Here is a 13,139-nt window from a genome sequence, read left to right on the forward strand (position 1 = left end):
GGCATGGCACGCAAACGCAAGGGACGCGACATTTCGGGCTGGTTGGTGGTGGACAAGCCTGCGGGCATGACCTCAACCAGTGTTGTCAATAAGGTGAAATGGGCGCTTCAGGCCAAAAAAGCCGGGCATGCCGGCACGCTTGACCCGGAGGCGACCGGCGTTTTGGCCGTGGCCCTGGGCGAGGCGACCAAGACCGTGCCCTATATCACCGACGCGCTCAAGGCTTATGAGTTTTGCGTGCGTCTCGGGCAGGCCACGAATACCGATGATACCGAAGGCGAGGTGATCGCGCAGAGCGAGACGCGCCCGGATGATGCGGCGATCAAGGCGGCGCTTGGGGCCTTTGTCGGCGACATCATGCAGGTGCCGCCGAAGTATTCCGCCGTCAAGATCGACGGTCAGCGCGCCTATAAACTGGCGCGCGATGGCGAGGATTTCGAGGTCGAGGCGCGCCCCTTGTGGGTGGACGAGCTTGTCATGACCGGGCGCCCCGACGCCGATCATGTGCTGCTTGAAATGATCTGTGGCAAGGGCGGCTATGTGCGCAGCATTGCCCGCGATCTGGGGAAGACATTGGGTTGTTACGGGCATGTGGCCTGGCTGCGCCGGCTTTGGTCGGGGCCATTTGAGGCCAAGGATGGGGTGAGCATCGAGCAGATCAACGAGATGGCCCATAGCCCGGAGCTTGATACCTATATCCGCCCGCTGGAGGAAGGTTTGGCCGATCTGCCGATGGTGAGCGCCACAGCAGAAGGCGCGGCGCGGCTGCGCAACGGCAACCCCGGCATGGTGATCGCACAGGGCGTCGAATATGGCGATGAATGCTGGGCCGCCTTTGACGGGCATGCGGTTGCGGTGGGCCGATTCAAGGCCGGTGAATTGCACCCAAGCCGGGTTTTTAACCTATGAGTGGCGGAGCGGCCCCTGACCACCTGCATGATCCGGGGGGCAAGGTGCGCCTTCGCCTGCCCGACGGGGTGATAGGCGGGGCGTCCTATTCGGACTGCGGGCGCTATCGGCAAATGCTGTCGCGCGACTGGACACCCGAGGGCACCGCGCCACGCACGGTGCTGTTCGTGGGCATGAACCCCTCGGTGGCAAGCGCCGAGGTGTCCGACCCGACCTGTCATCGCGAGTTGAGCTTTGCCAGGGATTGGGGCTTTACGCGCTATCTCAAGGGCAATGTGCTGGATTGGCGGGCGACCTCGCCCAGGGATATCCCGCGTGATCCTGGCGAGGCCTGTAGCGCGCTCAATATTCCGACGCTGGTGGATATGGCGCAAGAGGCCGAGTTTGTCGTGCTCGCCTATGGCAAGCTTCATGCGCGCTATCAGCCGGTGGTAAGTGCGGCGTTGCGCGCGATTGCCGAGACGGGGCGACCGCTGAAATGCCTGGGGCTGAACAAGGACGGATCGGCCAAACACCCGCTTTACCTGCGCAAGGATACACCGTTGAGGGACTATCCCGGACTGTGAGGCAAGGGCAGAAAATTAGAAGAATTTTCTGAACCATTTTTTTCGCAGAAAAAAATGCCCCCGCGACGTAAAAGGGCGCTCAACTTGAGCGCCCTTTAATTCTGAACAAGGGTTCAAGGCCTATTTATTCTCTTCCAGCGGAAGTGCCACGAAACGCGGCTCGCCGGCGCGACGTACAAGCAGCAGAAGCGATTTGCGCCCTGCGTCCTTTGCCTCTGCGATGCGCTCGTCAAGATCGCTGATCGAGGTCAGCTTTTGCTGGCCGGCCTCGGTGATCAGATCACCGGCGCGCATGCCTTTTTCATAGGCGTCCGACATCTCATCGACGTCGGTCACCACAAGACCGGTGGCATTGCTGTCAAGTTCCAGCGTGCCACGCAACTCGTCGGTCAGCGGGCTGAAGGTGAGGCCGAGCATGGATTTCTCGACCGGCGCGTCGCTTCCATCCGGGCCCGGCTGGACAACAGGAATCGCGCCTTCGGCCTCTTCGCGGCGGCCAAGGGTGATCTTGAGGGTCTGGGTCTTGCCTTCACGGTAAACCAGAACGCGGACAGTCTTGCCGACCTGGGTGTTGCCCACCTGACGAACAAGCCCGCGCGTATCGGCGACCTCTTTGCCGTCAAACGACATGATTACGTCCCCTGCCAGCATGCCGCCCTCTGCGGCGGGGCCTTCGGGAACATCGGTCACAAGCGCACCGGCGGCTTTTTCAAGCCCGATGGCCTCGGCCACATCCGGGGTCACATCCTGAATGCGCACGCCAAGCCAGCCACGACGGGTTTCGCCGAATTCCTGCAACTGGTCGACCACGCGCTTGACGACATTTGATGCCATCGAAAAGCCGATCCCGATCGAGCCGCCTGTGGGGCTCAGGATTGCGGTGTTGACGCCGACAACCTCGCCGTCGAGGTTGAAGAGCGGCCCGCCAGAGTTGCCGCGGTTGATGGCGGCATCGGTCTGGATATAGTCGTCATAGGTGCCCGAAAGGGCGCGGTTGCGGGCCGAAACGATACCGGCCGAAAGCGAAAAACCCTGGCCAAGCGGGTTGCCCATGGCCAGAACCCATTCTCCGACGCGCGCGGTATCGCTGTCGCCGAAGCTGACGAAGGGCAGCGATTTGTCGGTCTGCACTTTCAGCAGGGCAATATCGGTCTTGGGGTCGGTGCCGATCACCTTCGCCGGAAGCTCTTCGCCGGTGAAAAACTCGATGATGATCTCATCGGCGCTTTCAATGACGTGGTTGTTGGTCACGACATAGCCATCCTCGGAAATCACAAACCCCGAGCCAAGCGCCGAAGACCGGCGCGGGCGCTGTTCGCCCTCGCCCTGACGCTCGCGGAACTGGCGAAAGAAATCCTCAAAGGGCGAGCCTTCGGGCACGATCGGGCCGGGGCCAGTGCCCTGGGCCACCACGGTCGAGGTGGTGATGTTCACGACGGCGGGGCTGATCTTTTCGGCAAGATCTGCAAAACTGTCCGGGCGCGCCTGCGCGGCGATGGCCTGTGCCAAAAGCATGGCCACCATCAGCGCGATAAGCCAGAGGCTGCGCAATGGTCCGGCCTGTTGTCGTGTTGCGGAAATGGTCTGGGCGTTCACACCGAAATCTCCTTTGGTTGGTCTGACCTGGTCAAAGCGCCTTTGGCGCTTGCCTTGCCTATAGATGTAGGGGCGCTCGGGCGGATCGCCAAGGGCGCAACATGATGTCACGCCCATGTGAACCGTTTTGCACCGGATAATTCAAGCGCCAAGGGTCTTGGCGGCCCAAACAAACAGCAGGCCGATCACGATGGCAATCAGCCCCAAAACCCGCCGGGCATCGACGGGCAGGGCGCTGAGCGCGATCAACAGCTGGTCAATAAGCGAAGGGGCCAGTGCGTACACCAGCCCCTCGACAATCAGCACCAGCCCAAGAGCCAGAAGCGCTGTTTCGATCATTCCGGGGCTGTTCCCGAGCGAAGGTAGTCGAAAAATTCGCTGTCCGGGGTCATGACCATCGAGGAATTGCTGCCTTTCAGCGATTTCTCATAGGCTTCAAGCGACCGGTAGAAGGCAAAGAACTCGGGGTCGGCGCCAAAGGCCTCGGCAAAGATCGCGTTGCGTTCGGCATCGGCCTCGCCTCGGATTACCTGCGCCTGACGTTCCGCATCCGAGAGGGTCTCGGTTACGGTCCTGTCGGCGAGGGCGCGCACGCGCTGTGCGGCCTCGTTACCACGCGCGATCTCGTCAGCGGCTTCCCGCTCACGTTCGGCGCGCATCCGGGCAAAGGTGGCCTCAAGGTTCTGCTCGGGCAGGTTGGTCTGTTTTAGGCGCACGTCAATCACGTCAAGCCCAAGACCTGCGGCGCTGCGCTGTGCGGCGGCCTGAATGCGACGCATCAGTTCGCGACGGTCCTCGGACAAGATCGTGTCGGAGGTGACCTGATCGGCACCCAGAACCTCGCGGATTTGCGCGTTGAGGATCGACGACAGCCGATCCTCGGCAACCCGCAGGCCGCCAACACCAACCGCCTGACGGAACTGCACCACATCGGCGATGCGGAACCGCGCGAAGGCGTCGACCACAAGGCGGCGATCGTCCGACGGCGTAACCTCAATCGTGTCGGTGTCAAGCGACAGGATGCGGTCGTCATAGCGCACGACCTCCTGGATGAACGGGATCTTGAAGGACATGCCCGGCTCTTCTTTCACCGATCTGATCTGACCGAATTGAAGCACAAGCGCCTTTTCACGCTCGTCCACCACAAAGATCGACGACAGGCCAAGAAAACCTGCAATGGCAAGGATCGGAATAAGGAATTTTGTTTTACCCATGGTCTTAGTTCCCCTGTCCGGAGGTCGAGGTGTCACGACGCAGTTCATTCAATGGCAAATAGGGCACGACATTGTTGCCGCCCTCGCTGCCGACGATGGAGCTGTCGAGGATGGTCTTGTCGATTTCGCCCAGAACACGTTCCATGGTTTCAAGGTAAAGCCGCTTGCGGGTCACCTCGGGGGCCTTGGCGTATTCGGTCAGAACCGAAGTAAAGCGGCTGGCGTCACCGGCGGCCTCGTTCACGACGCGGGCGCGATAGCCTTCGGATTGCTCAAGGTTTTGCGCCGCTTCACCACGGGCCTCGGCGAGAACGCGGTTGGCATAGGCATCGGCCTGACGTTGCAGGCGATCACGTTCCTGTTCGGCGGCCTGCACTTCGCGAAAGCTGTCGATGACTTCGCGCGGCGGATCGGCCTTGTCGAGGTTGACCCGGACAATGCGAATGCCGCTGTCATATTCGTCAAGCGTGGCCTGAATGTTTTCCATCGCGGTATCGGCAATGATCCCACGGTCACGGTTGAGGATCGGTGCCAGGTTCGAGGCGGCGATAATTTCACGCATCACCGATTCCGACACCGCCTGAACGGTCTGTTGCGGGTCGCGGATGTTGAACAGCAATTTCGACGGGTCGGAAATGTTCCAGACCACCTGAAAGTCAATATCCACGATATTGGCATCCGTGGTCAGCATAAGGCCGTCGTTGCGCGCGCCCTGACGGCGACCGATTTCCTCGGTGCGTTCCGAGGTGACATTGATCACTTCGGCGCTCACGAGCGGCCAAGGGGCAAAGTTCAGGCCGGGATTGCCGGTCTGGTAATACTTCCCGAGGAAAAGCTCGACCGATTGTTCTTCGGGTTTGACGGTGTAAACGCTGGCAAATACCCAGAGCGCCGCAGCACCAAGAACCGCAAGGCCAATCGTGCCCTTGCCAATGCCCGGGCCGCCATCGCCGCCACCTGAGCCGCCGCGATTGGCTCCGTCGCCACCGCGACCGCCCATCAGAACGCGAAGCTGATCCTGGCCTTTGCGGACAAGTTCGTCAATCTCGGGCAGTTGCGGTCCACCTTCCGGCGGACGTCGCCCACCACCGTTGTTGCGGTTGCGGTCGTCATCACCGCCACCCCCGCCCGAGTTTCCGCCGCCGCCCCATGGGCCGCCAGAATTTCCAGCCATGCATCTCTTCCCTTTTTGTCTCGTCTCACACGACGTTGTTATCTACCTGTGCAGTACAGGCAAAAAATCAACCCGCCCGGACCGGTGTTTTCAGTGTAACAAGCTCTTCCGACATGGTCGGATGCACCGCGACGGTGCGATCGAAATCTTCCTTGGTGGCGCCCATCTTGACCGCAATACCGGCCAGCTGAATCATTTCGCCCGCCCCCGGCGCGACAATATGACAACCCAGAACCTTGCGGGTCTCCTTGCTGACGATCAGTTTCATCAACACCCGATCGGGGCGATCGGCAAAGGCGGACTGCATCGGGCGGAACGAGGTCGAATAGACCTCGACCGGTTCTTGCCCGCGCGCCGCCTCCTCGGAAAGGCCGACGGTGCCCATCTCGGGCTGGGTGAAAATCGCGGTCGGGATAAGGTCGTGATCGACCGGCGTCGGATTGCCGTTGAATACGGTTTCGACAAAGGCCATGCCCTCGCGGATCGCCACCGGCGTCAGGTTGACCCGGTCGGTCACATCGCCAATCGCATAGACCGAGGGCACGCCGGTCTGGCTATATTCGTCAACCAGGATTTCGCCACCGCGCCCGGTTTTCACACCCGCCGCCTCAAGGCCAAGATCCTCGGTGTTGGGGGCGCGCCCCGTCGCGAACATGACCTTTTCGAACACCTCTTCCGAGCCATTGGTCGAGGTCACGCGATAGCCGCCCTCATCTTCGACCATATTCTCGATATTGGTGCCAAGGTGCAGGTTGATGCCCGATTGGATCATTTCTTCGGAGACCAGCCCGCGCGCCTCTTCATCAAATCCCCGCAGGATTTGCGCGCCGCGATAAAATTGCGTGACCCTGACGCCCAGCCCATTGAGAATGCAGGCGAATTCACAGGCGATATAGCCGCCGCCGATGATCAGCATGGATTTCGGCAACGTCTCCAGATGGAAAATATCGTTGCTGGTGATGGCATGCTCGGCCCCCGGAAGATCGGGTTTCACGGGGCGCCCGCCGGTGGCGATCAGGATGTGCCTGGCGCTTTTGCGGCTGCCATCCGAGAGCTCGACAGTATGCGGATCAACCAGTCTTGCGCGGGCATCAAAGCTCTCAACTCCGTTGGTTTTCAGGATTCCGCGATAGACATTTTCAAGCCGGTCCAGCTCTGCATGAAGCTTGTCGCGAAACGCCAACCAGTCAAAGCCACCGGCATGCACGGTCCAGCCATAGGCCTGGGCATCGGCAATCGCACCGGGGTATTCGCTGGCAAACACCATCAGCTTTTTGGGCACACAGCCCCGGATCACGCAGGTGCCACCATAGCGGTCCTCTTCGGCCAGAGCCACGCGGGCACCGCCCTGTGCCGCCACCCGTGCGGCGCGCACCCCGCCCGAGCCGCCGCCGATCACGAAAAGATCATAGTCGAATGTCATGTTGCCCTCGATATTCAGTCGTTCATGTCGGTGAAAAGGTTGTCGGTTTCGACGAAATCAAGACGATCCTCTTCGACGGTGCCCTCATTGATGTCACGCGTTTCCACCCGGCCATCGCCAAAGCCGAGGATCACCACATCGCAGATATCCAGAAACAGCCCGTTTTCAACCACCCCCGGCATTTGGTTCATTGCCATCGACAATTGATGCGGATTGCCAATCCGGCCCAGATGCAGGTCAATGATGTAATTGCCCTCATCGGTGATGAACGGGCGCTCGCCATTCATTCGAAGCGTGGTGTCGCGCCCCAGCACATCCATCGAAATCAGCAATTCCTCGACCAGCGATTTGGTGGTCTGCCAGCCAAACGGGATCACCTCGACCGGCAGCGGAAAAGACCCGAGGCTTTCCACCTCTTTGCCGACATCGGCGATCACGATCATCTGGTCGCTGGCGGTGGCCACGATCTTTTCCTGCAAAAGCGCGCCGCCGCCGCCCTTGATCAGGTTCAGATTGCCGTCAAACTCATCCGCCCCGTCAATCGTCACATCAAGCCATTTGGCCTCGTCGAGACTGATCACCTCGATGCCAACCTCGCGGGCAAGCTCGGCGGTGCGTGTCGAGGTCGGCACGCCCTTGATCCTGAGCCCGTCATTGCGCACCATTTCCCCCAGACAGCGCACCATCCAGGCCGCCGTCGAACCGGTCCCAAGGCCGACGCGCATTCCGTCTTCGACATAATCGACGGACCGCTTGGCAGCGACGAATTTTGCCTTGTCGATGGGCGACAATTCTCCGGTCATGAGGCGACTCCTATGCATGTTTGCCCGGGTTATATGAGACTTGACGATAAGGTGCGAGGGCGAATTGCCCGGCTTTTTGCACCTGTGGCTTCTTCTTGGAAAAAATACTCCGGGGGACTCCCAGAAAATTCAGCGAATTTTCTGGGATGGGGGCAGCGCCCCCCTTTTTTGACCGGACCTGTCCGCCTGCGTGACGGATAATTGCCTGAACCCGCGCATTCAGGCTCTGTTGGTAAAAAATCAAGCCGCGCGTTTGCAGGATTTCGAACAATGCCAGGGGGCTTGCCTAACCGAGATGGCTAACCTTGGGGATGCCATAAACCGGGGTATCCAGCCCCTCCATTCGCGCCTTGAGTTGCAGGGACAGGAATTGAGAATAGTGCCGCGATTGATGCAGGTTGCCGCCGTGAAACCACAGCGCCTCCTGCCGGGTGGGTTTCCACATATTGCGCCGTTCGCCCTCCCAAGGGCCGGGGTCTTTGGTGGTGTCCGAGCCAAGCCCCCAGCATTTGCCAACCTTGTCGGCCACGTCTTGACCGATCAGATCGGCTGCAAGTTTTGTGCCGCCATCCAGGATCACGCCATCAGGGGCGATTTCGGTCACTGACCGTGGGCCAGCTATCACCGGCGCGGGGGGCTCGACGATGATCGTGGGCACACCCAATCGCCGCAGGCGCGCGACAAGGCCGATGCCGCCCTGACCGCCGCCGATAATGACGACATAGGGCTGTTTGATATAGCCAAGTTCGCCAGCCGGTAGGCCTGGTCGCGGCAAGCTGATGGGTGAGCATATCGGCGATCTCGGCGCGCCCCTCGACGGTTTTTATGTTCCAGGTGAAGGTGACCAGATCGCGCCAATAACAATCCTCTTCGAACATATCCGTGACGCGCGCAATATCGCCTGCCTCAAGCGCTGCGCCGAACGCATCAAGAAGTTGCGTGACCTGATCACCGTATCCAGCATGTCATCCTCCCCGATGTGGGTAGGAGTATGGCATGGCTTGCACGGCGGCGGTTGCAAGGTTATCGCTTTGATGAAAAAGGGCGCGTGTAAATGACCAGGGTTTTCATCACCGGAACGGCCGGTTTTATCGGCTATCATCTGGCCAACCTGTTGCTCGATGAGGGGATCATCGTGCATGGCTATGACGGGATGACCGATTACTATGATGTGGCCCTGAAACATCGGCGTCATCAGATGCTGTTGCAAAAGCCGGGTTTTGTCGCCACCGAGGCGATGCTTGAGGATCAGCACGCGCTGGATCGCGCGATGGATGCCTGCGCGCCCGATATCATCGTGCATCTGGCGGCGCAGGCCGGGGTGCGCTATAGCCTTGAGAACCCGCGCGCCTATCTGGATGCCAATGTGATCGGCACGTTCAATGTGATGGAGGGCGTGCGTCGCCACGCGGTCAGGCATTTGCTCATGGCCTCGACATCCTCGGTTTATGGCGCAAACACCGAGATGCCCTACGGCGAGACCGACAAGGCCGACAGCCAGATGACGATCTATGCCGCCACCAAGAAGGCGACGGAATCGATGGGCCATGCCTATGCGCATCTGTGGAACATCCCGACCACCATGTTCCGGTTTTTCACGGTTTACGGGCCGTGGGGGCGCCCGGATATGGCGCTTTTCAAATTCGTTGATGCGATTTTGGCGGGGCGCCCGATTGATGTCTATAATCACGGCGAGATGTATCGCGATTTCACCTATGTCGAGGATCTGGTCCGCGGTATCCGTTTGTTGATGGATGCGGCGCCGGTGCGCCCTAAGAGCGCGCAGGAGATTGCCGAAGGCGACAGCCTGTCGCCGGTGGCGCCTTACCGTGTGGTCAATATCGGCAATTCCGACAAGGTGCGGCTGCTGGATTTCGTCGATGCGATCGAAGCCGAGTTGGGGGTGCCCGCGATCCGCAACATGATGGAGATGCAAAAGGGCGACGTGCCCGCCACCTGGGCCGATGCGCGCCTGCTTGAGAGCCTGACGGGATATCGCCCAAAGACCGATGTGCGCGACGGCATCGCCCGGTTCGTGGCGTGGTTTCGCGAGTATTACGGAAGGTAGCGGATTTTCGCAGGTGTCGGAATTCGAGTATTTTCGCCAAGAAGAAACAGTAATCGTGCCATCGGCTTGCGCAGCGATCTGCGACGGCCTGGGCTCGGGTAGCGCACAATCACCATAACCCGGTTTGTCCACGGCTCCGCACAGCTTCGTTGCTCTGTGGGGGTACTCCGCCGTGCGGGGCCGTGGACAAACCTAAATTCAACAAAGTGGCGCACTTTTGCTCCGGCGGCTGGTGCAGTTTTGGTCCGGCCTTAACAGCTTACGCGTTAGGCAAGTATCCGCCGCGCTTTTGTGGAGTTTTGATGTTCAGAACGGATCCGGCGACCTGCGTCTTGAGTATCTGCGCGGTGCCGCCACCGATAGTAAACATGCGTACATCACGGTACATCCGTTCAATCGGTTCCTCATTTCCATAGCCGCGTGCACCAAAAATCTGAAGGGCATCATTCACCACCTTGATTGACTGTTCCGAGGCAAAAGCCTTTGCCCTTGCCGCCATCATCATGTCGGGGAACCGATTATTCCCCCACTCGGCGGAACCAGCCGCCTCGAACAGCATCAGACGAGAAGCATGAACCGCGGCTTCCATATCCGCGATCATCCATTGCAACCCTTGGAATTCGGCCAGAGGACGGCCGAACTGTTGCCGTTCCAAAAGATAGCGCTTGGCATGTTCCAGCGCGCCTGCGGCCACGCCCATTGAGATCGTTCCTGCGCCGACACGTTGGCTGTTATAGGCGTTCATCAGATCCGCAAAGCCGCGTTTGAACCCCGAGGGCGTGCGCAGCACCATATCGTCAGCCACTTCTAGGTCGGTAAAGTGCAGCTCGGCCTCTGGCATACCACATAGGCCCATTGTGCGTTCGATCCGAGCAACAGAAAAGCCCTTGGGGTCGATGCCATTTTTCTTGTCTACATGCACAAGAAAACCGCCGATCCCAAGTTCCGTGCCATCTTCGTCCACCGCACGGGCAAAGATCAGATGCAGTTTGGATACACCGCCGCCGGTAATCCAATGCTTGCAACCGTTCAGAATCCAACGGTCCCCTTTCTTGTGAGCCGTGGTGGTCATTTCGGTCGCAGCGCTGCCAGCAGTCGGCTCAGTGATGCAGATGGCGGGTTTGTCACCCGCAAGGACGATCGGGGCGGCAAATTCGCGCTGCGCATCCGTGCCAAAAGCCATCACTGCACTAATAGCTCCCATATTGCCCTCAACCAAGATTCGAGCGGTCAGGGTACAGGCACGAGCAGCCTCTTCGACCACTTGCGCGCATTGCAAAAATGTAGCGCCTCCGCCACCAAACCTTTCAGGAATAGTCATCCCCATCAGGCCTGATTGGGCAAGCTCCTGTATGTTTTGCCAAGGATACTGGCGCTCACGGTCCCAGTGTCCTGCACGCTCGGCGATCGCGGGGCTAAGTGCTCGCATTCGATCAAGATAAGTGTTCTGCGTGGCTGCAAACATGTCATTTTGAATATTCATTTTTTGTCCTTCGAATGGTCAACGTTAGATTTATGGCCGTAGCCCAGTCGGTCGGTATCATTCGTTGTCCAAAGCATGTGTTTCGCTAAAAGGTCTCTTGAAACGTCCGAAGTATCGGCCCCCATATAGGCCAATAACTGAGTGCAATACGCACCTCCCCAAATACGGCTCATGCCCACTATGCGAAGACCTTGAAGAGGGGCGCGGGACATGGGTGAAAGTTCCTACTGCTGCGTAGCTTTCAGCTTAAGCGTTGCAAATACCTTTAACAATTGAGAAATATCCGATATTATCGTGAGGTTTTTTAACGCATAAAGTGCTAATGGATTTGGCTTTTTACAGAGTGTTGTTGCCGATTTGATAGTGTTTAGACCGCACCTATTGTTGATGGGCATGCCGCTTTTTTCGCTCGACAAAAAACGGCACAATCGAATGCGGATAGAATTGCACTGCTTGCACGAAAATTTGGCATGACAGTCGTGGAAAGCAACGTCGATGAAAGGAGCGGTCGCGCGTAATGTTCAAAAGAAAACCGATGGCACAAGAGACCCTGCTGAGTGGCGGTGACCTCTTGAGGCGATGCTATATGCTTGGCGCGAAGATGTGGCGCAAATTGGTCAACCACGTAAACGGCGGTTTGTCGGCGCGCACCTTGACCAGGATGCCCTCACGGGCCGAAAGACGCGCGCCATCCGGGGAAAGATCAGCTTGGGCGCATTGGGAACGACCTGAAAAACAGCGTCGCGCCCGGTAAGGCGGTTCACTGGAGTGTGCTAATTATCGTATTCGTACAAGTGGGAAATTTTATTTTGGCGCTTTGGGGAAACGTTCGAACGGCTTGGGCAACAACATCCTGCAGTTTTTACTATTTACCCTCAAGTATTGACTTCAATACGTCTGCAAAGGCGGCAGCAAATAGCCGCCGCGGGGACGCCGCCCGGGTGGCAAGCACGACACTGCGCTCCAACGGAGTTGGATCAAGCTTTAGGCCAACGAGGTTCGATGCTTCCATTGAGCGGGCACTTTTGGGTAATATGGAAACCCCTAGGTTATGTGAAACCAATGCCTCAACCGCGTCAAAGCTGTCGACTTCCATCGCTTGTTGAACATAGATTGCCCTGTCTTGCAGATGTTTTTCGATTTGTTGCGAAGGCGAGCTTCGGCGGTTAAACCATATAAACGGCCGAGACGTCAGCAATTCGACAGGATCGTTCATCGGTTCGTTTCGGGATTTGATCAGATGAAACGGCTCTGTGTTAATGTGTGTTATCGACAGATCCTTGTCCTGATTTCCAGGCTCGGTCACTAAGGCGACGTCAATATCCCCATCCTTAACCTGAGCTAGGAGACTGTGGGACAGTCCGGTGACCAGCTTTATTTCAAGGCGGGGATGCTGTGCGTAAATCGCCGCTAACGCAGGGGCCGCGAGATGGGATATGGTCGATGGCACGGCGCCGACGGCAACCCGGCTATACAGGCTGGAGCCATCCGCCAGAGCACGAATGTCCCCGGCAATTCCTTCCATCCGCTTCGCGTGTTCTACTAAGGCGTGCCCCTGAGAGGTCAACATCGGAGGGCGCTTTGATCGGTCAAGAATTGGGAACTGAAGCTCTTCTTCTAGCGCCTTGATCTGAAGGCTGACAGCGGAATGGCTCAGCCCCAATGTCTGCGCCGCCGCGTTCAGCGTTTGATGCTTTGAAAAGGCGACAACGGTTGTCAAAAATCTAAGATTCATTGGCGCTCTATATGTTTAAAAATCTCACCCTAATATCAATTATTTCTCGCTGTCAAAAGAATTTATATTACTTAAGCTGAAACTTACGCAGCGGGAGGAGTTTGCGCCAATGTTCAACCGTTCTCGTCACAGTCTTCACATATTGGGCTTGGACCGTATTTTGGCGAG

Annotated in this window: 12 protein-coding genes and 1 pseudogene; 4 read left to right on the forward strand and 9 right to left on the reverse strand. The window is 58.4% G+C overall.

Annotation, left to right across the window (positions count from 1 at the left end):
* Positions 1-3: 3 nt before the first annotated feature.
* Both truB and BMZ91_RS17510 read left to right on the forward strand, forming a co-directional pair.
* Positions 4-909, forward strand: a complete 906-nt coding sequence (gene truB, locus BMZ91_RS17505) for a tRNA pseudouridine(55) synthase TruB (protein WP_092841619.1) — start codon at positions 4-6, stop codon at positions 907-909.
* Positions 906-1,475, forward strand: coding sequence for a DUF1643 domain-containing protein (locus BMZ91_RS17510; RefSeq protein WP_092841621.1), 570 nt, complete (start codon positions 906-908; stop codon positions 1,473-1,475). Before truB ends, BMZ91_RS17510 begins: the two co-directional genes overlap by 4 nt.
* A gap of 120 nt (positions 1,476-1,595) precedes the next feature.
* On the opposite strand, the gene BMZ91_RS17515 is transcribed toward BMZ91_RS17510, so the two are convergent.
* The 7 genes and pseudogenes from BMZ91_RS17515 to BMZ91_RS22090 form a co-directional block, all read right to left on the reverse strand.
* Positions 1,596-2,999, reverse strand: coding sequence for a DegQ family serine endoprotease (locus BMZ91_RS17515; RefSeq protein ID WP_245736451.1), 1,404 nt, complete (start codon positions 2,997-2,999; stop codon positions 1,596-1,598).
* Between the two features lie 213 nt (positions 3,000-3,212).
* Positions 3,213-3,410 carry a DUF2065 domain-containing protein gene (locus BMZ91_RS17520; protein WP_177193905.1) on the reverse strand — a complete coding sequence of 66 codons (198 nt, stop codon included), beginning with the start codon at positions 3,408-3,410 and terminating at the stop codon, positions 3,213-3,215.
* A complete protein-coding gene (gene hflC, locus BMZ91_RS17525; protein WP_092841625.1) occupies positions 3,407-4,285 on the reverse strand; it encodes a protease modulator HflC in 879 nt (292 codons plus the stop codon). Before hflC ends, BMZ91_RS17520 begins: the two co-directional genes overlap by 4 nt.
* Before the next feature lie 4 nt (positions 4,286-4,289).
* Positions 4,290-5,459, reverse strand: coding sequence for an FtsH protease activity modulator HflK (gene hflK / locus BMZ91_RS17530; protein ID WP_092841627.1), 1,170 nt, complete (start codon positions 5,457-5,459; stop codon positions 4,290-4,292).
* A gap of 67 nt (positions 5,460-5,526) precedes the next feature.
* Positions 5,527-6,882: a glutathione-disulfide reductase gene (gene gor / locus BMZ91_RS17535; RefSeq protein ID WP_092841629.1), complete on the reverse strand. Its 1,356-nt coding sequence runs from the start codon at positions 6,880-6,882 to the stop codon at positions 5,527-5,529.
* Between the two features lie 14 nt (positions 6,883-6,896).
* Complete coding sequence (rpiA, locus tag BMZ91_RS17540) at positions 6,897-7,685, reverse strand: ribose-5-phosphate isomerase RpiA (protein ID WP_092841631.1); 789 nt, start codon at positions 7,683-7,685, stop codon at positions 6,897-6,899.
* Positions 7,686-7,971: 286 nt separating this feature from the next.
* A pseudogene (locus BMZ91_RS22090) lies at positions 7,972-8,388 on the reverse strand (NAD(P)/FAD-dependent oxidoreductase); the annotation flags it as partial.
* Between the two features lie 76 nt (positions 8,389-8,464).
* Here BMZ91_RS22090 and BMZ91_RS21660 point away from each other — a divergent pair.
* Together BMZ91_RS21660 and BMZ91_RS17550 are read left to right on the forward strand one after the other, a co-directional pair.
* Positions 8,465-8,743 carry a hypothetical protein gene (locus BMZ91_RS21660; protein ID WP_218145686.1) on the forward strand — a complete coding sequence of 93 codons (279 nt, stop codon included), beginning with the start codon at positions 8,465-8,467 and terminating at the stop codon, positions 8,741-8,743.
* Positions 8,740-9,753 carry an NAD-dependent epimerase/dehydratase family protein gene (locus BMZ91_RS17550; protein ID WP_092841633.1) on the forward strand — a complete coding sequence of 338 codons (1,014 nt, stop codon included), beginning with the start codon at positions 8,740-8,742 and terminating at the stop codon, positions 9,751-9,753. The genes BMZ91_RS21660 and BMZ91_RS17550 overlap by 4 nt, the downstream gene beginning before the upstream one ends.
* 259 nt (positions 9,754-10,012) lie before the next feature.
* Here BMZ91_RS17550 and acdA read toward each other — a convergent pair whose 3' ends face one another.
* Positions 10,013-11,236 carry a 3-sulfinopropanoyl-CoA desulfinase gene (gene acdA / locus BMZ91_RS17555; protein WP_245736449.1) on the reverse strand — a complete coding sequence of 408 codons (1,224 nt, stop codon included), beginning with the start codon at positions 11,234-11,236 and terminating at the stop codon, positions 10,013-10,015.
* Between the two features lie 865 nt (positions 11,237-12,101).
* Positions 12,102-12,971: a LysR family transcriptional regulator gene (locus tag BMZ91_RS17560; protein ID WP_092841635.1), complete on the reverse strand. Its 870-nt coding sequence runs from the start codon at positions 12,969-12,971 to the stop codon at positions 12,102-12,104.
* Positions 12,972-13,139 lie beyond the last annotated feature (168 nt).

Source organism: Roseovarius lutimaris, assembly GCF_900115165.1.
Taxonomy (GTDB): Bacteria; Pseudomonadota; Alphaproteobacteria; order Rhodobacterales; family Rhodobacteraceae; genus Roseovarius; species Roseovarius lutimaris.

Excerpts from the sequence above, each read along its gene's own strand:
- truB (WP_092841619.1), top strand. The coding sequence starts at position 4 with ATGGCACGCAAACGCAAGGGACGCGACATTTCGGGCTGGTTGGTGGTG.
- BMZ91_RS17510 (WP_092841621.1), top strand. The coding sequence starts at position 906 with ATGAGTGGCGGAGCGGCCCCTGACCACCTGCATGATCCGGGGGGCAAG.
- BMZ91_RS17515 (WP_245736451.1), bottom strand. The coding sequence starts at position 2,999 with ATGGTGGCCATGCTTTTGGCACAGGCCATCGCCGCGCAGGCGCGCCCG.
- BMZ91_RS17520 (WP_177193905.1), bottom strand. The coding sequence starts at position 3,410 with ATGATCGAAACAGCGCTTCTGGCTCTTGGGCTGGTGCTGATTGTCGAG.
- hflC (WP_092841625.1), bottom strand. The coding sequence starts at position 4,285 with ATGGGTAAAACAAAATTCCTTATTCCGATCCTTGCCATTGCAGGTTTT.
- hflK (WP_092841627.1), bottom strand. The coding sequence starts at position 5,459 with ATGGCTGGAAATTCTGGCGGCCCATGGGGCGGCGGCGGAAACTCGGGC.
- gor (WP_092841629.1), bottom strand. The coding sequence starts at position 6,882 with ATGACATTCGACTATGATCTTTTCGTGATCGGCGGCGGCTCGGGCGGG.
- rpiA (WP_092841631.1), bottom strand. The coding sequence starts at position 7,685 with ATGACCGGAGAATTGTCGCCCATCGACAAGGCAAAATTCGTCGCTGCC.
- BMZ91_RS21660 (WP_218145686.1), top strand. The coding sequence starts at position 8,465 with ATGGGTGAGCATATCGGCGATCTCGGCGCGCCCCTCGACGGTTTTTAT.
- BMZ91_RS17550 (WP_092841633.1), top strand. The coding sequence starts at position 8,740 with ATGACCAGGGTTTTCATCACCGGAACGGCCGGTTTTATCGGCTATCAT.
- acdA (WP_245736449.1), bottom strand. The coding sequence starts at position 11,236 with ATGAATATTCAAAATGACATGTTTGCAGCCACGCAGAACACTTATCTT.
- BMZ91_RS17560 (WP_092841635.1), bottom strand. The coding sequence starts at position 12,971 with ATGAATCTTAGATTTTTGACAACCGTTGTCGCCTTTTCAAAGCATCAA.